Source organism: Aequorivita sp. CIP111184 (assembly GCF_900489465.1).
In the GTDB taxonomy this organism is placed as follows: Bacteria; Bacteroidota; Bacteroidia; order Flavobacteriales; family Flavobacteriaceae; genus Aequorivita.
In genome coordinates this window covers 54,285-76,401 of the sequence record NZ_UEFQ01000029.1, presented here as the reverse complement: position 1 = coordinate 76,401, position 22,117 = coordinate 54,285, and the positions used below count along the sequence as shown (strand labels likewise).

At 36.9% G+C, this 22,117-nt stretch carries 21 protein-coding genes; 1 reads left to right on the top strand and 20 read right to left on the bottom strand.

Features of this window, described 5'->3' with window-relative positions; all coding sequences use genetic code 11:
* Nucleotides 1–120: 120 nt before the first annotated feature.
* From corA to hisG, 9 genes are all read right to left on the bottom strand, one after another.
* Nucleotides 121–1,209: a magnesium/cobalt transporter CorA gene (corA, locus tag AEQU1_RS14310; protein ID WP_111882189.1), complete on the bottom strand. Its 1,089-nt coding sequence runs from the start codon at nucleotides 1,207–1,209 to the stop codon at nucleotides 121–123.
* 44 nt (nucleotides 1,210–1,253) lie between these two features.
* The gene (gene hisIE, locus AEQU1_RS14305; protein ID WP_111882187.1) at nucleotides 1,254–1,859 is read right to left on the bottom strand and encodes a bifunctional phosphoribosyl-AMP cyclohydrolase/phosphoribosyl-ATP diphosphatase HisIE; all 606 of its coding nucleotides are present in this window, start codon (nucleotides 1,857–1,859) and stop codon (nucleotides 1,254–1,256) included.
* A 20-nt stretch (nucleotides 1,860–1,879) separates the two neighbouring features.
* Nucleotides 1,880–2,641: an imidazole glycerol phosphate synthase subunit HisF gene (hisF, locus tag AEQU1_RS14300; protein ID WP_111882185.1), complete on the bottom strand. Its 762-nt coding sequence runs from the start codon at nucleotides 2,639–2,641 to the stop codon at nucleotides 1,880–1,882.
* A complete protein-coding gene (hisA, locus tag AEQU1_RS14295; protein ID WP_111882184.1) occupies nucleotides 2,631–3,389 on the bottom strand; it encodes a 1-(5-phosphoribosyl)-5-[(5-phosphoribosylamino)methylideneamino]imidazole-4-carboxamide isomerase in 759 nt (252 codons plus the stop codon). The genes hisF and hisA overlap by 11 nt, the downstream gene beginning before the upstream one ends.
* A 1-nt stretch (nucleotide 3,390) precedes the next feature.
* A complete protein-coding gene (hisH, locus tag AEQU1_RS14290) occupies nucleotides 3,391–3,972 on the bottom strand; it encodes an imidazole glycerol phosphate synthase subunit HisH (protein WP_111882182.1) in 582 nt (193 codons plus the stop codon).
* Nucleotides 3,973–5,109: a bifunctional histidinol-phosphatase/imidazoleglycerol-phosphate dehydratase HisB gene (gene hisB, locus AEQU1_RS14285; protein WP_111882180.1), complete on the bottom strand. Its 1,137-nt coding sequence runs from the start codon at nucleotides 5,107–5,109 to the stop codon at nucleotides 3,973–3,975.
* Nucleotides 5,109–6,161: a histidinol-phosphate transaminase gene (hisC, locus tag AEQU1_RS14280; protein ID WP_111882179.1), complete on the bottom strand. Its 1,053-nt coding sequence runs from the start codon at nucleotides 6,159–6,161 to the stop codon at nucleotides 5,109–5,111. The genes hisB and hisC overlap by 1 nt, the downstream gene beginning before the upstream one ends.
* Nucleotides 6,154–7,452, bottom strand: coding sequence for a histidinol dehydrogenase (gene hisD / locus AEQU1_RS14275; protein WP_111882177.1), 1,299 nt, complete (start codon nucleotides 7,450–7,452; stop codon nucleotides 6,154–6,156). Before hisD ends, hisC begins: the two co-directional genes overlap by 8 nt.
* 84 nt (nucleotides 7,453–7,536) lie before the next feature.
* Nucleotides 7,537–8,394, bottom strand: coding sequence for an ATP phosphoribosyltransferase (gene hisG / locus AEQU1_RS14270; protein WP_111882175.1), 858 nt, complete (start codon nucleotides 8,392–8,394; stop codon nucleotides 7,537–7,539).
* A gap of 289 nt (nucleotides 8,395–8,683) precedes the next feature.
* Here hisG and AEQU1_RS14265 point away from each other — a divergent pair, with 289 nt between their 5' ends.
* The gene (locus AEQU1_RS14265; protein ID WP_111882174.1) at nucleotides 8,684–10,435 is read left to right on the top strand and encodes a sodium:solute symporter family protein; all 1,752 of its coding nucleotides are present in this window, start codon (nucleotides 8,684–8,686) and stop codon (nucleotides 10,433–10,435) included.
* A gap of 96 nt (nucleotides 10,436–10,531) precedes the next feature.
* On the opposite strand, the gene AEQU1_RS14260 is transcribed toward AEQU1_RS14265, so the two are convergent.
* The 11 genes from AEQU1_RS14260 to AEQU1_RS14210 form a co-directional block, all read right to left on the bottom strand.
* Entirely contained in the window at nucleotides 10,532–11,347 is an 816-nt protein-coding gene (locus AEQU1_RS14260) for a prohibitin family protein (protein ID WP_111882172.1), read from the bottom strand.
* A gap of 25 nt (nucleotides 11,348–11,372) precedes the next feature.
* Nucleotides 11,373–13,406, bottom strand: coding sequence for a vWA domain-containing protein (locus AEQU1_RS14255; RefSeq protein ID WP_111882171.1), 2,034 nt, complete (start codon nucleotides 13,404–13,406; stop codon nucleotides 11,373–11,375).
* 68 nt (nucleotides 13,407–13,474) lie between these two features.
* Nucleotides 13,475–14,221, bottom strand: a complete 747-nt coding sequence (gene fabG, locus AEQU1_RS14250; protein WP_111882169.1) for a 3-oxoacyl-[acyl-carrier-protein] reductase — start codon at nucleotides 14,219–14,221, stop codon at nucleotides 13,475–13,477.
* A 168-nt stretch (nucleotides 14,222–14,389) separates the two neighbouring features.
* A complete protein-coding gene (gene sucD / locus AEQU1_RS14245; RefSeq protein WP_111882168.1) occupies nucleotides 14,390–15,262 on the bottom strand; it encodes a succinate--CoA ligase subunit alpha in 873 nt (290 codons plus the stop codon).
* 111 nt (nucleotides 15,263–15,373) lie between these two features.
* Complete coding sequence (locus AEQU1_RS14240; protein WP_111882166.1) at nucleotides 15,374–15,787, bottom strand: nuclear transport factor 2 family protein; 414 nt, start codon at nucleotides 15,785–15,787, stop codon at nucleotides 15,374–15,376.
* Nucleotides 15,784–16,722, bottom strand: coding sequence for a UDP-3-O-(3-hydroxymyristoyl)glucosamine N-acyltransferase (locus AEQU1_RS14235; protein WP_111882165.1), 939 nt, complete (start codon nucleotides 16,720–16,722; stop codon nucleotides 15,784–15,786). Before AEQU1_RS14235 ends, AEQU1_RS14240 begins: the two co-directional genes overlap by 4 nt.
* A gap of 41 nt (nucleotides 16,723–16,763) precedes the next feature.
* Complete coding sequence (gene efp, locus AEQU1_RS14230; RefSeq protein WP_111882163.1) at nucleotides 16,764–17,330, bottom strand: elongation factor P; 567 nt, start codon at nucleotides 17,328–17,330, stop codon at nucleotides 16,764–16,766.
* A gap of 44 nt (nucleotides 17,331–17,374) precedes the next feature.
* Nucleotides 17,375–18,160 carry an acyl-ACP--UDP-N-acetylglucosamine O-acyltransferase gene (gene lpxA / locus AEQU1_RS14225; RefSeq protein WP_111882161.1) on the bottom strand — a complete coding sequence of 262 codons (786 nt, stop codon included), beginning with the start codon at nucleotides 18,158–18,160 and terminating at the stop codon, nucleotides 17,375–17,377.
* An 89-nt stretch (nucleotides 18,161–18,249) separates the two neighbouring features.
* On the bottom strand, nucleotides 18,250–19,656 hold the full coding sequence (locus tag AEQU1_RS14220) for a bifunctional UDP-3-O-[3-hydroxymyristoyl] N-acetylglucosamine deacetylase/3-hydroxyacyl-ACP dehydratase (protein ID WP_111882160.1): 1,407 nt from the start codon (nucleotides 19,654–19,656) through the stop codon (nucleotides 18,250–18,252).
* Nucleotides 19,649–20,674 carry a UDP-3-O-(3-hydroxymyristoyl)glucosamine N-acyltransferase gene (gene lpxD, locus AEQU1_RS14215; protein ID WP_111882158.1) on the bottom strand — a complete coding sequence of 342 codons (1,026 nt, stop codon included), beginning with the start codon at nucleotides 20,672–20,674 and terminating at the stop codon, nucleotides 19,649–19,651. Before lpxD ends, AEQU1_RS14220 begins: the two co-directional genes overlap by 8 nt.
* A 120-nt stretch (nucleotides 20,675–20,794) precedes the next feature.
* Nucleotides 20,795–22,039: an HD domain-containing protein gene (locus tag AEQU1_RS14210; protein ID WP_111882157.1), complete on the bottom strand. Its 1,245-nt coding sequence runs from the start codon at nucleotides 22,037–22,039 to the stop codon at nucleotides 20,795–20,797.
* Nucleotides 22,040–22,117 lie beyond the last annotated feature (78 nt).

Here is a 22,117-nt window from a genome sequence, read left to right as displayed (position 1 = left end):
GCTTCAAATTACGAAGACAAACTAAAAAGTATGAACGGCAGGTGAAGAGCTACAAACTTTTAATAATGAGTTATTAATGCCATTCGATACGCAAAGATATCTTCGAAGATATTATTTGCATCACAACCACTTCTTCCGTTTGAAATACCAAATCATACCAAAAAATACACATATCATTGCCCCCCAGAGGTAATAATAGCCGTACCTAAAATGAAGTTCGGGTATGTGGTCAAAATTCATCCCGTAAATTCCCGCCATAAAAGTGAGAGGTATAAAAATGGAAGCCATTATGGTCAACACTTTCATCACCTCATTCATTTTGTTGCTAATGGTGGTCATATACATATCCATCAAGCCCCAAATCATATCTCGGTATATTTCAACACTTTCGTTTACTTGAATAATATGATCGTATAAATCGCGAATGTATTTGTTGGTACGCTCCTCAATAAGCGGGGTCTCTATTTTTTCAAGTCTGTTTACCACTTCCCTTAATGGTATAACCGCTTTTCTAATTTTGAGTATTTCCTTTTTAAGGTCCTGTATTTCTTCAGTAATATTTTGGTCTTCTTTATCACCAAAAAGTTTGTCTTCCAGTAATTCTAATTTATTGCTTAAAAATTCAATTACCGTGAAGTAATTATCTACAATAGCATCAAGAATGGCAAACATTAAATAGTCTGCACCAGAACTTCGTATTCTTCCCTTACCATGTTCCAAACGTTCGCGCAGATCCCCAAAAACATCGCCTTCGGCTTCTTGAAAGGTTATCACATAATCCTTACCCATCACCATACTCACGTGTTCATTGGTCAATTGCTCATCGTCATCGTAATGTAACATCTTGAAAACAATAAAAAGGTATTCCTCATATTCATCAATCTTTGGTCGCTGGTTGGTAGTTACAATATCTTCTTGAATAAGTGGGTGCAGCTCAAAATGGTTTCCGAGGGTGATTATATCATCAGTATTGTTTAATCCGTGTACGTTTATCCAAGTTATGTGTGTGGAATCTTCATATTTAAAGGCGTCTTGTATGTTATGCGTTTCAAAACGTTCGTAGTCTTCTTTGGAGTAATCAATAATATCCAATTTTGTAACCGTAGTGGTTTTTTTACCAGTATAGGTTACCGTTCCAGGGGAAAGGTTTTTTGCTCTTTTGGGTTGTATTTTAGTGGTTTGTTGTTTTTTTCTTCTTCTAGCAGACATAAAAAAGCGGATTATTTTTTTAAAGGTAGGAAAAAGTATAAAGATTATTCCTGTTTATGGCGTTTCCGAAGTATTTTCTCTACATTACTCAGCGTAAAACCCTTTGCCTGAAGAAGGATCAAGTAATGAAAAAGCAAATCTGCGCTTTCTCCCAAAAATAGTTCGTCATTGTTGTCCTTTGCTTCAATAACTACTTCTACTGCCTCCTCACCTACTTTCTGGGCTATTTTATTAATGCCTTTTCTGAAAAGCGATGAAACATATGAATCCTCATTTTCAGCGTTTTCTTTTCTATTTTGAATAATGTTTTCCAACTCTGAAAGAAAGCCGAAATCTGAAACATTTTCTTCTTGCCAACACGTATCAGTGCCTTTGTGGCAAACAGGACCTATAGGATTCACCTTAATCAATAAAGCATCATTATCACAATCTACCGCAATGGAAACGAGATTCAAAAAATTACCGCTTTCCTCCCCTTTTGTCCAAAGTCTTTGCTTGCTTCTACTAAAAAAAGTAACCTTTTTAGACTGGTTCGTTTTCAAAAAAGCTTCCTCATTCATATACCCAAGCATCAGCACTTTATTGGAAGTATTATCCTGAATTATCGCTGGAACAAGTCCATCATTATATTTTTTAAAATCTATATTCATCGCTTCTTTTTTTTCTGTTCTTAATTCGTAATTCGCACTGGAATTCCCTGTATTTGTAATTCGTTTTTTAAATCTGATATTGTAATTTCTTTAAAGTGAAAAACGCTGGCAGCCAATGCGGCATCCGCTTTTCCTTCAATAAAAGCATCTGTAAAATGCTGCATAGTTCCCGCCCCGCCAGAAGCGATTATTGGTATATTTAAAGCAGTTGAAAGTTTTGATAAAGCTTCATTTGCAAAGCCATTTTTGGTCCCGTCGTGATCCATCGATGTAAAAAGAATTTCTCCAGCGCCGCGCTGTTCTACTTCTTTTGCCCATTCAAACAAATCCAACTCAGTTAGTACCTTCCCTCCCACTAAATGCACTTTCCAATTAGCGTCAATCTGCTTTGCATCAATCGCAACTACGATGCACTGCGAACCAAACCTTGAGGCCAGATCATTTATTAATTGCGGATTTTTTACTGCCGAAGAATTTATAGAAACCTTATCAGCTCCATTATTCAATAAAATTTCCACATCTTCCACAGAAGAAATTCCGCCTCCCACTGTAAAAGGAATATTGATGGTTTCTGCTACCTTTAAAACTAAGTCAGCCAACGTTTTTCTCCGTTCTTCAGTCGCTGAAATATCCAAAAAAACCAGCTCGTCCGCTCCGTTTTCAGAATAGAATTTTGCAAGCTCTACAGGATCTCCAGCGTCACGCAAATCAAGGAAATTGATTCCTTTCACGGTTCTGCCGTTTTTTATATCCAAACACGGTATTATTCGTTTACAAAGCATTTAAAATATATTTTTCTAGTTGTTTTAATGAAATTCGATTTTCATAAATTGCTTTGCCGATGATAACTCCTTCGCAGCCAATCTCAGCTAATTTTGGCAATTCTTCGAAAGTGGAGATTCCCCCGGAAGCTATAAGTTTGATTTCTTTTCTATTAGGTCTTCGACTGCGCTCAGACTGACATTCGACAATAATTTTCTTGTATAATTCAAAGGATGGACCTTCTAACATTCCATCTTTACTGATGTCTGTGCAGATTACGTAACTAATGCCCTCTTCTAAATACTTTTGAATAAAAGGAATTAAAGCTTCATTTGAATCTTCAATCCAACCACCTATTGCAACTTTTTCATCTTTTGCATCAGCACCTAGAATTATTTTTTCACTTCCAAATTGGTTTAACCAACTTTTGAAAGTAACTGGATTTTTTACGGCTATACTGCCACCAGTGATTTGGTTGGCGCCGCATTCAAAAGCAATACGTAAATCCTCATCAGTTTTCAAACCGCCGCCGAAATCTATTTTTAATAATGTCTGCGAAGCGATTTCTTCCAAAACCTTATGGTTTACTATGTGCTTACTTTTGGCGCCGTCCAAATCTACCAAATGCAAATATTGGATTCCGTGAGCTTCAAATTGTTTGGCTATTTCTAGTGGATTTTCGTTATAAATTTTTTTCGTGCTATAATCGCCTTTTGAAAGGCGCACACACTTTCCGTCGATGATATCTATTGCTGGTATTATTCGCATGCTATAGTTCTAAAAAATTCTTTAAAATTTGTTCTCCTGCAGTGCTACTTTTTTCAGGGTGAAATTGCACGCCGTAAAAATTGTCTTTTTGCAAAGCCGAAGTATAATGAATACCGTAATCGGAAGTCGAAATAGTTTCTTTACATAGCGGCGCATAGTAACTATGCACCAAATACATAAATTCTTTTTCTGCAACATTTTGAAACAGCTCTGATTTCAGATTCTGAATTTGATTCCACCCTATTTGTGGCACTTTTACTTCGTTAGAAAATCGTATTACATCAACATCAAAAACGCTCAAGCCTTCTGTATTTCCTTCTTCAGAATAATTACAAAGCAATTGCATTCCCAAACAGATTCCCAAAACAGGCTGTTTTAATGTGGGAATAACTTTGTCCAAGCCACTAGCTTTCAACTTTTGCATCGCGCTACTCGCCTCGCCTACACCGGGAAAAATTACTTTATCTGCATTTCGGATTTCAGTTTCGTTGTCGGTCAAAATAGCTTCCACGCCTAAGCGTTTCAAAGCAAATTTGATACTTTGAATATTACCTGCTCCGTAATTAATAATTACTATTTTCATTTACAGCATTCCTTTAGTAGATGGTAAAATCATTTTTTCGGCATCGCGTTTTACTGCCATCTTTATTGCTTTTGCAAAAGCCTTAAATATAGCTTCTATTTTGTGGTGCTCGTTGGTTCCTTCCGCTTTAATGTTGAGGTTTGCTTTTGCGCCATCGGTAAAGCTTTTAAAAAAATGGTAAAACATTTCCGTTGGCATTTGACCAATCATTTCGCGCTTGAAATCTGCATCCCAAACCAGCCAATTACGTCCGCCGAAGTCAATCGCAACCTGCGCCAAACAATCATCCATTGGTAAACAGAATCCGTAACGCTCCATTCCCAATTTACTTCCGAGAGCTTTATTGAAAACTTCACCCAACGCAATAGCGGTATCCTCGATAGTGTGGTGCTCATCTACTTCCAAATCGCCTTTTACGGTGATCTCTAGGTCCATTTGACCGTGTCGCGCCAATTGATCCAGCATGTGGTCAAAGAATGCAATACCGGTACTTATATCGCTTTTTCCGGTTCCATCAAGGTTTAACTTTATTGAAATGTCAGTTTCGTTTGTTTTACGGACGATTTCAGCAAGACGTTTATTAAGTTTCAGAAATTCATAAATATGTTTCCAATCATTGGTTTCCAAAGCGATGTATGTTTGAAGCTCTTCAACTTTCAATGAAATTTCGCCCGTACCCAAATTAGTATTGTCGTTGATAAAAATTCCTTTGGAGCCTAGGTTTTTGGCAAGTTCTATGTCTGTCAATCTATCTCCAATTACAAAGGAATTTTCAAGATCATAATCTTCTGAGAAATATTGCTGCAAGAGCGCAGTTCCTGGTTTACGAGTAGTTGCATTTTCGTGTGGAAAGGTTTTGTCAATAAATACATTTTTAAAAATAACACCTTCATTTTCAAAAGCCTTCATAATGAAATTATGCACGGGCCAAAAGGTTTCTTCTGGAAATGCACTTGTTCCCAAACCGTCTTGGTTGGTAATCATCACCAACTCAAAATCCAGCTCCTTTGCGATCTTGCCCAGATAGGTGAACACTTTCGGGTAAAAAATCATTTTATCAAAAGCATCAATTTGCTCATCCACGGTTTCTTTTATGATAGTGCCGTCGCGGTCTATAAATAATACGCGTTTCTTCATTATTCCAATGTTTTTAAAATGGTAATTAGTTTTTTATTTTCTGAAGCTGTACCAATAGTTATACGAAGGGTATTCACGCAAAGCGGTTGTGAACTTCTATTTCGCACTACGATGCCTTTTTGTAATAATTGTGAATAGCGTTTTTCGGCATTGTCCACTTTTATGAGGATGAAATTCGCATCTGTCGGATATACTTTCTCAATAAAAGTAACTTCAACTAAAGCTTTAAGTAAACCTATTTTTTCATCATTTAGTAAGGATATATCGGATTTAATTTTTATAATATTTTCTAGTCGCTCAATTGCGAATTTCTGAGTCAATTCGTTGATATTGTAAGGAGGTTTTATTTTGTTTAAAACTGCAATTATTTCTGCGGAAGCATAACAAACTCCTAAGCGAATTCCTGCCAAACCGTATGCTTTTGACAAAGTTTGGGTAACAATTAAATTGGGGAATTCATTCAGTTTTTTAATCCAACTTTCTTTTGATGCGAAATCAATGTAAGCTTCGTCAATTACTATTAAACCATTAAAGGTTTTCAACAGTTTTAAAATCTTTTCCGAAGTAATTAAATTTCCCGTTGGATTATTGGGAGAACAGATGAATAAAAGTTTGGTGCGTTTATCCGCAGTTCTTGAAACTTCATCTAAATCAGGCTGAAAATCTGAATCTAGCAGTACTTCTCTATTTTCAATATTGTTCAAATTTGCCAAAACGCTGTACATTCCATAGGTTGGCGGCAAAGTTATAATGTTGTCTTTTGCTGGTTCGCAAAAAGCTCTGAAAATTAAGTCCAGTACTTCGTCACTTCCATTACCCAATAGAATTTGATTGGATGGAATATTCTTTTGTTTTGAGAGAATACTTTTCAGTTTTTGTTGCTGTGGGTCAGGATAACGGTTTACGTTGGTTTCAAAAGGGTTTTCGTTAGCGTCTAGGAAAATCATTTCGCTATCAAAATCCTTGAATTCATCGCGCGCGGAGCTATAAGGCCTCATCTTGGCCACATTTGGACGAATCAAACTATTAATATCAAAATTGTTCTTATTCATCGTCTTTCTTTTTTAAACTTTCCAACCTCAATGTCACAGCATTTTTGTGCGCCTGCAATCCTTCGGCTTCTGCCATAATTTCTATTGCTCTGCCAATATTTTGGATTCCCTTTTCTGAAATTTTCTGAAACGTCATACTTTTCATAAAACTGTCTAGATTTACGCCGCTATATTGTTTTGCATAACCGTTGGTTGGCAAGGTGTGATTGGTGCCGGAAGCATAATCTCCAGCGCTTTCAGGGGTGTAATTTCCTATAAAAACTGAACCTGCGTTTTGGATGTTTTCTACGAAAAACTCTTCGTCTTTCGAAACAACTATAAAATGCTCGGGGCCGTATTCATTAATAAGATTTATTGCTTCTGAATTATTTTGAACCAATATCAATTTTGAGTTATCAATAGCTTGTTCAGCCGTTGATTTACGTGGTAACACTTGAAGTTGTTTTCCAATCTCAATTTCCACGGAATTCAATAGCTTTTCCGAAGTCGTAACCAAAATTACTTGGCTGTCTGCACCGTGTTCCGCTTGCGACAATAGATCGGAAGCCACAAAGGAAGCATCAGCGGTATCATCTGCAAAAACCAATAATTCCGAAGGTCCCGCGGGCATATCTATGGCCACGCCATATTTTGTTGCAATCTGTTTTGCGACTGTTACAAATTGATTTCCCGGTCCGAAAATTTTATAGACTGCGGGAATTGTTTCTGTTCCAAAAGTCATTGCCGCTATGGCTTGAATTCCACCAATTTTGAAGATTTTTGTAACGCCACACAACTTGGCAGCATATAATATAGCCGGATTAATATTACCATTTTTATCTGGCGGGGTGCAAAGAATTATTTCATTGCAAGCTGCAATATTTGCTGGAATAGCCAACATCAAAACTGTAGAAAATAAAGGCGCGGAACCACCCGGAATGTAAAGTCCCACTTTTTGAATTGGCCGCTTTTCTTGCCAGCAAAATACCCCCTGAATTGTTTCAACTGTAATTCTTTCCGTCTTTTGTGCGCTGTGGAATTTTTCAATATTTGTCTTTGCGAGATAAATGGCGTCTTTCAATTCAAAGGAAACTTCTTTTTCTGCTGCAGCTATTTCTTCATTGGAAATCAAAAATTGATCAATTGAAATTTCATCGAAGCGTTGGGTGTATTTTTTCAAAGCTTCATCACCTTTTGTTTTAACCTCAGAAAATATTTCGTTTACTGTAGTTTCAATATCGGCAATAGTTTGGGTGGGCCTTTTTAAAAGATCGCTCCAGCTTTCAAGTTTTGGATTATTTATTTTTTTCATCTTAAGTATTGTATTTAGAACTTACATTTCATCCCTCTTCGTTCGTACTTTGTGATTCACATTTCGTATTTCGCACCTCGTATTTCAAACTATCATTTTTTCAATTGGACAGACTAAAATTCCTTCGGCTCCCGCTTCTTTGAGTTCTTCAATTACATCCCAAAAAACATCTCTATTTACTACAGAATGAATGCTGCTCCAGCCTTCTTTTGCTAAGGGAAGTAAAGTGGGGCTTTTCATTCCTGGAAGGATTTTAATAATATCTTCAATTTTATCGTTTGGAGCATTCAAAAGAACATAGCGGGAATCGCGGCCTTGTAAAACAGATTCAATTCTGAAACGAAGTTTCTTTAAAATTTTACCCGTATTTTCTGAAATAGTCGGCGATACAGCTAACACTGCTTCACTTTTAAGGATAACCTCCACTTCTTTCAAATTGTTTTTAAAAAGTGTGCTACCGCTGCTTACGATATCGCAAATAGCATCGGCAAGACCAATATTGGGTGCAATTTCCACGCTACCATTAATAATGTGGAGCTCTGCCTCTACTCCATTTTGTTTTAGGTAATTCCGCGTTGTTTCGGGGTAACTAGTCGCGATTCGCTTTCCATTTAAATCCTTAATAGAATCGTATTCAAAAAACTTTGAAACAGCCAGCGAAACCCGGCATTTTGAGAATCCCAAGCGGCCGGCTATCGTGATGCCATCTCCTTTTTCAACCAATAGATTCTCGCCTATAATAGCGCAATCTATAACGCCATCTTTTAAATACTGAGGAATGTCGCCATTTCGCAGGTAATAAATTTCCAGTGGAAAATTGGTAGCAGGGGCTTTCAATTGGTCGCGACCATTGTCAATATAAATTCCGCAATCCTTTAGAAGCGCAAGGGATTCATCGTGAAGACGACCCGATTTCTGTACAGCGATTTTTAATTTTTTCATTTTTAAAAAACTATTTAGTTGAGTTATAGGAATAAAAAAACCCGTTTGATTGCTCAAACGGGTTTAGAATATTGTTGGATTTACACAATAACCATATCACCTCGCGTGAGCAAAGAATTTAATATGGTGATGATGTAAACTTGTTCTGTTCATAATTCTGGAGACAAATCTAAACAAAAATTATGTTTAAAAAACTGTGAATATTAAATTTAACGATTTATTAATTTTTGATTCTATTTATTTACTTTAACCGGAGCATTTATAGAACCCCGTAAAAACAAGACTTTTTATGCATTTAGCCACGCTTGATTGGATTTTAATCATTTCATTTTTTGTTATTTTCTTAGTTATTGGGATTGTAGTAGCAAAAAAGTCTGGAAAGAACACGCAGGAATTCTTCCTTTCTGGCAGAAATATGCCTTGGTGGTTGCTGGGAATTTCTATGGTTGCCACAACCTTTTCTGCAGATACACCCAACTTAGTTACAGATATTGTTAGACAGAACGGTGTTTCGGGAAACTGGGTGTGGTGGACTTTTTTGATAACCGGAATGTTGACCGTTTTTGTTTACGCAAAGCTTTGGCGAAGAAGTAAAGTTCTTACCGATCTTCAGTTTTATGAAATGCGCTATAGTGGAAAACCTGCCGCTTTTTTACGGGGGTTTAGGGCAATTTATTTGGGGGTTTTCTTCAATGTGATGATTATGGCTTCGGTATGTTTGGCAGCTATAAAAATTGGCGGCGTACTTTTTAATCTTGCGCCTTGGGAATGTGTTTTATATGCTTCTATTGTTACGGTTATATACAGTTCAATCGGAGGTTTACGCGGGGTTATCTTTACAGATTTTCTTCAGTTCATTGTTGCAATGATTGGTTCTGTTTGGGCTGCTTATTATATTGTGAACTTACCAGAAGTTGGTGGCTTACAAAAGCTTTTAGCAAATGAAAATGTTTCAGATAAATTAAATTTTCTACCAGATTTTGGAGATACAAACACTCTATTAGTGCTTCTTATTATTCCTATTGCGGTGCAGTGGTGGAGCGTTTGGTATCCCGGTGCTGAACCAGGCGGGGGTGGTTATATTGCGCAACGGATGCTTTCCGCCAAGGATGAAAAAAATGCAATTGGCGCTACCCTACTTTTTAATATTATGCATTATGCACTACGCCCTTGGCCGTGGATATTAATTGCTTTCGCTTCATTGGTCGTTTATCCTCAACTGTCGGATATCCAAGCTCAATTTCCAAATGCGGTTTTAGGACACGATCTTGGGTATTCCGCGATGCTAACAAAATTGCCCGCGGGTCTTCTCGGCTTGGTCGTGGCTTCTTTAATTGCTGCTTTTATGAGTACTATTTCAACGCATCTCAATTGGGGCTCTTCTTATATATCACTGGATTTTTATAAAAGATTTGTGAAACCAGAAGCTTCTGAAAAGGAACTTGTTCGCGTTGGGCAGCTCTCTACAGTTTTATTAATGGCTTTTTCAGCTTTGCTTGCTTTGGTGCTAAGTAGCGCTTTGGAAACCTTTGCAATCCTTCTTCAAATTGGTGCGGGAACTGGATTGATTTTTATTCTTCGCTGGTTTTGGTGGCGCGTAAATGCTTATAGTGAAATTACCGGAATGGCGGTTTCTTTTATCGTGGCGATTGTTTTTAATTTTGTAGAAATGGGACTGGAACCTTATGAGAAATTGGTAATTGGAGTAGCCATAACAACTATTAGCTGGATTGCCGTTACTTTTTTCACGCGCCCTACTGATACAAAGACGCTCGCTAATTTTTACAATGCTATTACACCTTACGGAAATGGTTGGAAAAACTTTAAAAGCGTTGCTGCAAAAGCAAATATTTCTCTAAAAGAAAGTCACGATGTCTTTACCATAGACTTTGCGTCTATGCTACTGGGGATTGTTTTTGTGTATACATCTCTATTTGCTACGGGTTATGTAATTTACGGAAACGTAATGGGCGCGACTATCCTTATTGGCATCGCTGTGATTTCGGCCTTTTTCATCTTTAAGCTTTGGAAACGGAAGTGAAGAAAAAATTAATGAAAGACCTGCAATTACGCCATAAAAAAAACCTTCCGCGATGGGAAGGTTTCTTTATTTATGGTTTAATTTTCTATTGAAAACTTAGTTATTTCCTAAAATCAAAGGAAGTCCACTATCGCCCGAACCAACAATCACTACTTTAGCATTTGGTGATTTTGCAAGCTCTAAAGTGGCGTCAATACCTTTATCCTGAAGAACCTTGTCTGTTAGTGATGCACTTAAAATTGCATTTGCATCTGCTTTACCTTGAGCTTCAATACGCACCTTTTGGGCTTCTTTATCTGCTGTTACCAGTCTAAATTCATATTCCAAAGATTCCTGCTCTTGCTTTAGCTTACGCTCAATAGCATCTTTTATTGTTGATGGAAGCGTTACATCGCGAACCAAAATTTGGTTTAATTGTATATGTTGCTCGTCCAAAATTTTCTTTGTTTCTTCAAAAATTTCTTCTTGTATTGCATCACGCTTTGTAGAATATAATTGTTCTGGAGTGTAACGTCCCACCACGCTTCTTGCAGCACTTCTAATAGCTGGTTGAATGACACGTTGCAAATAATCCTCTCCTTTTTCTTGGTGAAGTTTAGCTACATCCTTGCGTATAGGTTGGTACCAAGCAGAGGCATCTAATTTTATTTCAAGTCCGTTAGAGGAAAGTACCTGCATTTTTTCGCTAAGTTCCTGCTGACGTATTTCGTAAACAAAAACTTTGTTCCAAGGAGCTATTATATGAAAACCTTCACCCAAAGGTGGTTCGTCTGTTACCACACCGTTGCCGAAAGTTTCATAAAGCACTCCAGCGTGACCAGAATTAATAGTTACAGAAGATTTTGATACTAAGATAATAAGCAAAATAACCCCTACGATTACGGGTATTGTGAGTTTAGGTAATTTTTCCATATATTTTTTTCTATTGATTAAATTTTTAGATAAGTCCGTTATATTTTCTGATAAACCATTCTGCAGCGAGGGCTAGAACAATAAGTGCGAGGAGATATTTCCAATCGATCAAAGGTACCACTTTTTGTTCGCTTCTTTCAATGTTTTTATAGTTAGTATTTGAAACTAACGCATTAATTAAAGAATCGCTCTGTGTTGAAAAATAAGCTATTCCATTTGTGTTTTGTGCTACACGGCGAAGTTTTGCTACATCTGCATTGAGGAATTGTTGTTCCACATTAAAATCTAACATGGTGAAGTTACCACTGCTGGAAACTGCCTCATTTAAAACCGAAACAGTATAGTTATATTCCCCGGCCGGAATACTGTTTAAATCAACTTCGAAATAATTGTTTCGCAAAAGCATTGGAAATACGGTTTGCTTTTCGGTCTCCTTATTTTTAACCGTAATATTAAGCGATGCACGATTGTCGAAAATATAATTTTTGTCGAAATACTGAGCCGAAATTTTTATTGGACTGTTATTGTAATAAAAGGTTTCCGAAGACACCTCCAGCCTGGTTCGGCGTTTGTTTGAAGCGAGATACTGCACAAGATTCCCTATAAAATCATCGAAACTTTGGAAGCTTTCCGTTTCAACAAAACTACGTGCGCGCCAACGCCAAAACCCTTCGCCGTCCCAAATTGCATCGCGCTTGGCATTTATCTCCATTGTAGCGAGCAACGGATTTCCGTTTGCAATTCCGCTTACAGTCTGTTCTAACATTACCTCATTGGGAACGCTGATTGTCAATGCACCAAAATCAGTATGTAAAGGCGGAAAATTATCAAATCCAATATCCTCCACCGCAAAAGTGCCGTAATTAGTATTGAGCACAGCCTGCACATCATCACTTTGGTTGGAGGCTTCTTTTTTGAAGTTGTCTTGGGCGCCGTTTAAAAAATACCAATCCGTTTGAAGGCCAGAGATTACCCAAGTGTTTTTGTTGCTCTTTTCAATTTCTGAAAAAATCGAGGCGAAACTTCTGTCGGGCTGATAAAGGATAACAAGTTGAAAATCATTGAGAATATTTACCGCTTCAGTAGGTTTTTTAAAAGTAACGGTGCGTCGCTCATTTTTAGTAATAGCCTTTTTTAGCGCACCCAAATCTGGATGGGTAATTTTACTTACTACCAAAACATTTGTAGCTTGATCAATTACTTCAACAGCGAATTGTTTGTTATTATTCTTTTTGTTCTTTTCATCCGCAAGCGGAAGAATTTGAGTATTATATTTTTGGAGCCCTACTGAGTTTGCGGGAAGTGTGAAATTTAACGTTTTTGAGTTTTCATTTTCGCTGAACGAAATATTTGAACGATATACGATTGCAGCGCCCTGTGTAACTATAAACTCTGAATTTACAGGGTTTGTTCCGCTATAATTTAGAATAACTTCTATCGGAAATTGATTTTTTAAAAAAGCGTAACGATTAGTGTTTAGCTGTTCAATTTTTAGATCGGTATATTTTATTGAATCGCCAAGAATGACGGGATAGATTTGATTTTTGATGATTGCTGAAGAAAATTCGTAATCGTTGCCCAGGGTTTGATTGCCATCTGTAATTAGGATGGTTGGAGCCGTTTGGTTTTTGAAAAGTTCGTTTACAGAAGATAGTGCTTTGGAAATATTGGTGTTTTTTTCGTCAAAAGAAAGAGAATCGGTTTCACGAAAATCATTTCCGAAGGAATAATAGGAAACATCAAATTTATCGTTAAGTTCGTTATTATCTTTAATTTTTTGAAGTAAAGTTGAAACATTTTTCTTTTGGTTCAACTCCCCTACTGACGCGGAATTATCAATAAGAACAGGTAGTTTCGGCTTTTCAATGGTATATGTTTCACTTTTAAATTTTGGATTAATAATTAAAAGTAGGATTGAAAAAAGCGTGATGAAACGAAGTATCCCAAAAATCCACCGTAATGAGCCTTTTTGCTTTGACTTATAACCATACATAAAAACCGCCAGAGCAATTGAGATTACTCCGGCGATAATTATATAAAGTATGGTTTCTGTGGTCACTTAAAAATTTTATAAGTTTAAAAGTTGAAGGGTTTATAAGCTACTGATTAATGCCACTGAACACTTTTTTAAGTAAGCATTCCACCATCTACATTCAATACTTGGCCAGTAACATAAGCGGAAAGGTCGCTTGCAAAGAAAACACAAGCATTCGCAATATCTTCGGGAGAGCCACCGCGTTTTAACGGGATGGCTTCGCGCCAGCCTTGTACCGTGGCTTCATCCAGTTTTCCCGTCATTTCAGTTTCAATGAAACCAGGTGCAATGGCGTTACAACGTATATCTCGGGAACCTAATTCCAAAGCAACGGATTTCGTAAAACCTATAATACCTGCTTTTGAAGCTGCGTAATTTGTTTGTCCAGCATTTCCTTTTACTCCCACAACAGAACTCATATTGATGATGGAGCCTTTGCGTTGTTTCAGCATTGCCCGCTGCACAGCTTTGGTCATATTAAAAACCGACTTTAGATTTACTTCAATTACTTTATCAAAATCTGCTTCGGAAATACGCATCAACAGATTGTCCTTCGTTATTCCGGCGTTGTTTACAAGAATATCGATGCTCCCGAAGTCTTTTAAAACCTCTTCAGCCAATTTTTGGGATTCGTCATAAGAAGCTGCATCACTTTTATATGCTTTTGCTTTTACGCCAGTTTTTGAAACTTCATCTGCTAAAGCATTTGCTGCTTCCGCCGAGGAGCTATAAGTAAAAGCCACATTGGCGCCATGTTGGGCAAATGTTTCAACGATTCCTTTTCCAATTCCGCGGCTACCGCCTGTGATAATTGCTGTTTTTCCTTCCAGTAATTTCATATTAATATATTTCGATTTAAACTAAAAAGGTCTCGACTCTGCTCGACCAGACATTTATTAATTAAAAAACCGCAAAAGGCGGGGATTCAAATATAACAAAAGGTTGCGGGTTCTCCATAAAAAAAGCCCTGTGAATTTCACAGAGCTTTTATTAAATATATTATAGTGTTAGCCTAATACTTCCTTTACCTTTTTTCCTATTTCTGCTGGGGATTCAACAACATGAATACCACATTCGCGCATTACTTTTTTCTTAGCCTGCGCAGTGTCATCACTTCCACCTACAATTGCTCCCGCGTGCCCCATAGTACGTCCAGCAGGCGCAGTTTCTCCAGCAATAAAACCGATTACAGGTTTTTTAATACCGCTATTTTTATACCAATTGGCAGCGTCAATTTCAAGTTGCCCACCAATTTCACCTATCATTACAACAGCTTCGCTTTCGGGATCCATAATCAACATTTCCAAAGCTTCTTTTGTTGTGGTTCCAATAATTGGATCACCACCAATTCCAATGGCTGTTGTAATTCCCAGACCCTGCTTCACAACCTGATCTGCAGCTTCATAGGTAAGCGTTCCAGATTTTGAAACAATACCTACTGTTCCTTTTTTGAAAACAAAACCTGGCATAATACCTACTTTAGCTTCGCCGGGTGTAATAACTCCAGGACAGTTAGGGCCAATAAGACGACAATCTCTATCTTTTATATAATCTGAAGCAGTAATCATATCCTTTACGGGAATTCCTTCAGTAATTGTAATAATCACTTTTATACCAGCGTCTGCTGCCTCCATAATGGCATCTGCGGCAAATGCCGGCGGAACAAAAATTATAGTCGTATCAGCACCCGTTTTTTCAACAGCCTCTGAAACGGTATTGAAAACAGGTCTATCAAGATGTTTTTGACCACCTTTTCCTGGGGTTACCCCTCCGACAACATTGGTACCGTACTCAATCATTTGTTCGGCGTGAAAAGTACCTTCACTACCAGTAAATCCTTGAACAATTATCTTTGAATTTTTATTTACTAAAACGCTCATTTTTAATTATTTTCTTATGATTATTTTTATTTATTATTGAAGCAAAACCTTTTCTGGAATTTTTAATAATTGCGGCAAAGATACGGCTTTTGTTGACGGATTTAAAAGATATTAAACCTTAACTCTATGATAGCTTTCGTGAGTATCGTCTTTATCAGTTACCGGTTGACTCACTTGATAACCTCTGTAAATTTTATCGTCCTTTATTTCCCAAATGGCGATAAAGTGTGCTATTCCTAATTCTTCATCTGGATTTTCCATAGTGCGAATGTAATATTTATAGCGAATGGTAACGTGGGGACCGTCTGCCAATAAATGACTTATCTCTACCCTCAAGTCGTTATAAGAACGCCTAACCTCTCCAAAAAAGTTTACAATATCGTCATAATGCATAATAGACATGCCATTTGCGCTGTTCCAAATAAGTACCAAATCTGGATGAAAGAAACGCTCCAAGACTGTTTCATCTCTTAATATATCTGACTTATAAAAATCCTTTACTATTTCTTTTGCCTTTTTACTCATGATAATTCATCCAATTTTTTTATTATATCGGGAATAAGCTTTATGGAAGCTAATTCTTTGTATTTAGTTCTAAAATCATCCGCAGGGGTTCCAAAATACGCCTTGTTTCCTGGCAATGATTTACTCACTCCGCTTTGTGCGGAAATAACTGCTTTCTCACCAATCGTAATGCCGCTAGTGATACCTACTTGACCCCAAATTGTTACAAAATCCTCAATCAACACACAGCCTGCAATACCTACTTGCGAAGCAATCAAACAACGTTTGCCGATGATTGTATCGTGCCCCACCTGAACCTGGTTGTCCAATTTTGAACCTTCGCCAATGGTTGTTGAAGCCGTTACACCTTTGTCAATAGTGCAAAGTGCACCAAGGTCAACATTGTCTTCAATTACTACGTTTCCTCCGCTTAAAAGCTTATCAAATTTTTCGGGACGATTTTTATAGTAAAAAGCATCTCCACCTAATACCGTTCCTGCGTGTATTGTTACATTATTACCTATAACCGTATTGTCGTATATACAAACGTTAGAATGAATAAGACAATCGCGGCCTATTTTAACGTTATTTCCGACAAAAACATTAGGTTGAATTACAGTGCCCTCTCCAATTTCTGCAGATTCTGAAATGGCGCTATTAGCGTTTTGGAAGGGCTTAAAATGATGTGTTAATTTATTAAAATCGCGAAACGGATCATCGGAAATAAGCAATGCCTTTCCCGCGGGACAATCAACTTTTTTATTAATAAGAATTACTGTCGCCTGAGATTGCAAAGCTTTATCATAATATTTAGGATGATCCACAAAAACAATATCACCGGGTTGCACTACATGAATTTCATTCATTCCAAAAACTGGAAAATTTGCTTCTCCAACATAGTCAGAGCCAATTATAACTGCAATATTTTCAAGAGTTTGGGGAGTTGGAAATTTCAAGGGTTTATTGTTTTTAAGTTTATTATAATCCTAATATCAAATTATTCCTTCATTCGCTCTTGATACTGACCTTTTTCTGTATCAATTCTAATTTTGTCACCTTCATTTATGAAAAGAGGAACATTAATTTCGGCACCTGTTTCAACAATTGCTGGTTTTGTAGCATTTGTAGCAGTGTTTCCTTTTACCCCTGGTTCAGTTGAAGTAACTTCTAAAACTACGTGCGCAGGCATATCAACAGAAAGCGGTGCTCCGTCTTCGGTATTTATAAGCACGGTAACTATTTCTCCTTCCTTCATCAGTTCTGGAGTATCTAAAATTTCTCTCATTAAACGAATTTGCGAATAATCTTCCGTGTTCATAAAATGATAGAATTCTCCTTCAGCATAAAGATATTGAAACTTGTGGGTTTCAACTCTAACATCATCTATTTTATGACCTGCTGAAAAGGTATTATCTAAAACTTTTCCAGAGGTAACACTTTTCATTTTAGTACGAACAAATGCAGGTCCCTTCCCAGGTTTTACGTGAAGAAATTCAATAATTTTATAAATGTCGTTGTTATAGCGGATACAAAGTCCTTTTCTAATATCTGATGATGTTGCCATTAGTTGGTTTGTTATTTATGATTTTATATTTTTGAAATATCTATTTAGTTTGAATTGAAATAACCTTTCATAATTCCTCTTTTAGAGTTTTTTATAAATTGAAGAATTTCGTCTCTCTCTGGAGTGGCTTCCATTTCGGCCTCAATGATTTCCGTTGCTTGCGTGGTATTATAATTTTTTTGATAGAGTAGTCTGTAAATATTCTGTACTTCGGTAATTTTCTGTGATGTAAAACCTCTTCTTCGTAAACCAATAGAGTTAATACCAACATAACTAAGTGGCTCGCGAGCGGCTTTTACAAAAGGCGGCACATCTTTTCGTACTAAGGAACCTCCAGTAACGAAGGCGTGATTACCAATCATACAAAATTGGTGAACAGCAGTCATTCCTGCCAAAATCACATAATCGCCTACCGTTACGTGTCCAGCCAACGTACTGTTATTGCTGAAAATACAATTATCACCCACAATACAGTCGTGCGCAATGTGGCAATAGGCCATAATCCAACAATTTTTACCTACAACGGTTTTCCCACGATCTGTGGTTCCGCGGTTAATAGTTACGTATTCACGAATGGTTGTACCGTCTCCAATTTCAGCAGTGGTATCTTCATCCTTAAATTTTAAATCTTGCGGAATTGCCGAAATTACCGCTCCTGGAAAAATATTACAATTTTTTCCAATTCGCGCACCTTCCATAATGGTTACGTTACTTCCAATCCATGTTCCTTCACCAATTATTACATTGTTATGTATGGTTGTAAAAGGTTCAATTACAACATTTTTAGCTATTTTTGCGCCCGGATGGACGTATGCAAGTGGCTGATTCATTTCTCTTGTTTATTGTTTTTTATAGGTGAAATGTGTTTACGCATTATCATATTCTTTTCGAAACAGTTTTTCACAAATGCTACATTCATCTATAAGTTCTTTGTTTTTACCATTTGGGCCATCAACTCAGCCTCGGTTACCAATTTATCATTTGCATACGCGTTACCTTGCATATGCACTATTCCACGACGAATAGGAGAGATTAATTTCAATACAAAAATTAAGGTATCACCAGGATTTACTTGTTGCTTAAACTTCACATTGTTTATTTTCATAAAAAACGTAAGATAGTTTTCTGGATCTGGAACGGTACTTAATGCTAAAATTCCTCCTGTCTGTGCCATTGCCTCAACAATCAAAACACCGGGCATTACTGGTGCTCCCGGAAAATGACCGACAAAGAATGGTTCATTCATTGTTACATTTTTGAGACCTACAACGTGAGTATCGCTCATTTCCATAATTTTATCAACCAATAAAAATGGCGGTCTGTGCGGAAGCATTGCCATAATTTGGTTTACGTCTTTTACGGGTGTTTTGCTGATGTCAAATTTTGGAATATTATTTCGGGCTTCCAACTTTATAATTTTTGAAAGCTTTTTAGCAAACTGAGTGTTTACGAAATGCCCAGGTTTGTTAGCAATTACTTTTCCGCGTATGCGTGTACCTACCAAAGCCAAATCGCCCACAACATCCAAAAGTTTATGTCTTGCAGCCTCATTTGGATAATGAAGTGTTAGATTGTCTAAGATTCCATTGGGCTTAACGGAGATTGAATCTTTTCCGAAAGCAGTTCGAAGCTTATCCATTGTGCTCGGGGAAAGTTCTTTGTCCACATAAACAATAGCATTGTTTAGATCGCCTCCTTTTATTAAACCATTTTCAAGCAACATTTCAATTTCGTGAAGAAAACTGAAGGTTCTTGCATTGGCAATTTCATCCTTAAAATCTGATATATGTTTTAATGAAGCATTCTGTGTACCTAAAACCTTTGTGCCAAAATCTACCATAGTGGTTACTTGGTATTCATCAGATGGCATTACGATTATTTCGCTTCCAGTTTCTTCATCCAAATAGGAAATAACTTCTTTTACAACATATTCTTCTCTTGGCGCTTCCTGTTGCACTACTCCTGCCATTTCCACTGCTTCAACAAAAAACTTTGAAGAACCGTCCATAATAGGTGGCTCGGAAGCATTAAGCTCCATAATGCAGTTATCCACTTCAAGTCCAACCAGTGCTGCTAGAACATGTTCAGATGTTTGAATTTTAACCCCACGTTTTTCCAAATTGGTTCCACGCTGGGTATTAACTACATAATTTGCGTCTGCTTCAACTACAGGATGTCCCTCCAAGTCTGTTCTCACAAAAGTATATCCGTGATTTTCGGGCGCAGGCTTAAAGGTTATCGTTACCTCTTTGCCTGTATGCAAACCGACTCCAGTAAGTGAAATCTCCTTACCAATTGTGCGCTGTTTTACAACACTTTCATTCATTATCGAGCTTTTTTTCAACTATATTGAACCTTTCCATTATTTTAGGAAGGTTTTTAAAATATACATAACTTTTATTAAAATCGCCATAATTTAAAGCGGGAGAACCCTGCAACGTTTCATCATCTTTCACATTTCTTCCTATACCACTCTGTGCTTGAATTTTCACATTGTTACCAATTATAATATGACCGGCAATACCTACTTGACCACCAATAATACAATTTTTTCCAATTTTGGTAGAGCCAGCAATACCAGTTTGAGCAGCAATCACAGTATTTTCTCCAATAGTAACATTGTGCGCTATCTGAATTTGATTATCCAATTTTACACCCTTTTTAATTACCGTTGACCCCAAAGTAGCACGGTCAATAGTTGTACCTGGACCAATATCAACGTTATCTTCAATAACTACATTGCCGGTTTGCGGAACTTTATTATATTCTCCTTTTTCATTAGGAGTAAACCCAAAACCATCCGCACCAATAACAACCCCACTGTTTATTACACAAGATTCACCTATTAGCGTTTCGGAATATATTTTGGCGCCTGTAAATAAAATGGTATTATTTCCGACACTAACATTATCACCTATATATACATTGGGATAAATTTTTACATTATCACCAATTTTTACATTTTCTCCTATATATGAAAAAGCGCCTAAATACAAGTTTTCACCGTACTTGGCACTTTCTGAAATGAAAACTGGATTTTCAATTCCGGTTTTATTCATTTTTACCTGGTTGTAATATTCTAGCAATTGTGAAAAGGCCTTATAAGCATTTTCTACTCGAATAAGTGTAGTGGACAAATCATTCGATGCCACAAAATCATTATTTACTATTGTAATTGAAGCTTGGGTGGAATATATATAATGGGTGTATTTTGGGTTAGCAAGAAAGGTTAGACTGCCTTTGCTACCTTCTTCAATTTTTGCAAGTTTCGAAACTTCTACTCCTTCATCGCCTTCTACCGTACCGTTTAGAATTCCTGCTATTTGGGCTGCTGTAAATTTCATCGAGCGTGTTGGGTTTTAGTAACCGAACTGCAAATTATGGTCACCCACAAAACAGTGTTTTTTAAATGAATTAGATATCGGTCGAAAGTTTTCATTCTTGCAAAAATAGAAAAAAAGGATTTAGCCTCGATAGCTATCCTTATTGTTTTTTGGATAGCACATATAGTATTTGACCACAGACTTTGAAAGCGCCTCCAAATTCAGTTGGTCGCTAGCTTTTGCAACGTCAATAATCTTTCCGTTTTTCTTCAATAAATTAATGGTATCCTTTTTCATGCTGTAAGCTTGGTTTTCCAATTTGCCTGTAAAAACAAAAAAGGACGCCTCTTCTTCGGAAATTTTAAAAGTTTCAATCAAAGTACTTCTTTTTTCATCTAATTTTAGTAAAGAAAATGGCTCCGGTTTTACTTTCACTTTTAGCAAATCTCTATTAAGTAGCATTTTTGAAAGGTTTTTCAAAACAAAATCATCATTTCCTACCCATATTTTCATTGCTGATATAATATCGTAATCGTCTAATTTTGAAAAGGTGTTCAGCACTTCTTCAGAAAAATCTTTCAAGCTAATATTGTTTTTCAGAAAAAACCGTAATCCTTCACTAGCCGGAAGATCCACTCCTTTGGCGGTCAATTGCTTTGCACGTTTTAGAACTCTCACCAAAAGCTGTTCTGCCACAATCCCCGTTTTATGAAGGTATACTTGCCAATACATCAATCTTCGAGCAATTATAAAACTTTCAACGGAATAAATTCCTTTTTCCTCAACAACCAATGCGTCATTTTTCACATTCAGCATTGCTATTAAACGCTGCGCATTTACTGTTCCTTCTGGAACACCAGTGTAAAAACTGTCGCGTTTTAAGTAATCTAAACGATCCATGTCCAGCTGACCAGAAACTAATTGATGCAGAAATTTTCGTGGATATTCATTTTTGAAAATTTGAATAGCTAGCGTTAATCCCATGTTAAACTTTCTGTTTAACGCTTCCATAAAAAGCAAGGATATTTGCTCGTGGCTTATGTTTTCAACAATACTATTTTCCATAGCATGGGAAAAAGGACCGTGCCCAATATCGTGTAAAAGAATTGCAATGTACAGCGCATTTTCTTCCTTTTCAGAAATCACTACTCCTTTAGAATGAAGCACTTGCACAGCTTTCTGCATTAAAAACATGGCGCCTAACGCATGATGAAAACGAGTGTGGTGAGCTCCAGGGTAAACGATATATGAAAAGCCCATTTGTGAAATGCGGCGTAGCCTTTGGAAATACTTGTGCTCCATTAAATCAAAAACCAACCTATTGGGTATGGTAATAAAACCATAGATGGGATCGTTAATAATTTTAAGCTTGGGAAGGGTTTTCAAACTTTAACTTTAAATTAATAGCTTCAAAAATTTTTCGGAATAATTCAAGCCTATTTTTGAAGAAAATTCTTCGCTACA

Bases quoted from the DNA above. Each gene is read 5' to 3' on its own strand.
- lpxA (WP_111882161.1), bottom strand. From the start codon at position 18,160: ATGAATCAGCCACTTGCATACGTCCATCCGGGCGCAAAAATAGCTAAA.
- AEQU1_RS14260 (WP_111882172.1), bottom strand. From the start codon at position 11,347: ATGGAAAAATTACCTAAACTCACAATACCCGTAATCGTAGGGGTTATT.
- hisIE (WP_111882187.1), bottom strand. From the start codon at position 1,859: ATGAATATAGATTTTAAAAAATATAATGATGGACTTGTTCCAGCGATA.
- hisA (WP_111882184.1), bottom strand. From the start codon at position 3,389: ATGCGAATAATACCAGCAATAGATATCATCGACGGAAAGTGTGTGCGC.
- AEQU1_RS14240 (WP_111882166.1), bottom strand. From the start codon at position 15,787: ATGAGTAAAAAGGCAAAAGAAATAGTAAAGGATTTTTATAAGTCAGAT.
- sucD (WP_111882168.1), bottom strand. From the start codon at position 15,262: ATGAGCGTTTTAGTAAATAAAAATTCAAAGATAATTGTTCAAGGATTT.
- lpxD (WP_111882158.1), bottom strand. From the start codon at position 20,674: ATGAAATTTACAGCAGCCCAAATAGCAGGAATTCTAAACGGTACGGTA.
- hisH (WP_111882182.1), bottom strand. From the start codon at position 3,972: ATGAAAATAGTAATTATTAATTACGGAGCAGGTAATATTCAAAGTATC.
- hisD (WP_111882177.1), bottom strand. From the start codon at position 7,452: ATGAAAAAAATAAATAATCCAAAACTTGAAAGCTGGAGCGATCTTTTA.
- corA (WP_111882189.1), bottom strand. From the start codon at position 1,209: ATGTCTGCTAGAAGAAGAAAAAAACAACAAACCACTAAAATACAACCC.
- hisF (WP_111882185.1), bottom strand. From the start codon at position 2,641: ATGCTTTGTAAACGAATAATACCGTGTTTGGATATAAAAAACGGCAGA.
- hisB (WP_111882180.1), bottom strand. From the start codon at position 5,109: ATGAAGAAACGCGTATTATTTATAGACCGCGACGGCACTATCATAAAA.
- hisC (WP_111882179.1), bottom strand. From the start codon at position 6,161: ATGAATAAGAACAATTTTGATATTAATAGTTTGATTCGTCCAAATGTG.
- AEQU1_RS14220 (WP_111882160.1), bottom strand. From the start codon at position 19,656: ATGAATGAAAGTGTTGTAAAACAGCGCACAATTGGTAAGGAGATTTCA.
- AEQU1_RS14265 (WP_111882174.1), top strand. From the start codon at position 8,684: ATGCATTTAGCCACGCTTGATTGGATTTTAATCATTTCATTTTTTGTT.
- efp (WP_111882163.1), bottom strand. From the start codon at position 17,330: ATGGCAACATCATCAGATATTAGAAAAGGACTTTGTATCCGCTATAAC.
- fabG (WP_111882169.1), bottom strand. From the start codon at position 14,221: ATGAAATTACTGGAAGGAAAAACAGCAATTATCACAGGCGGTAGCCGC.
- hisG (WP_111882175.1), bottom strand. From the start codon at position 8,394: ATGAAAAAATTAAAAATCGCTGTACAGAAATCGGGTCGTCTTCACGAT.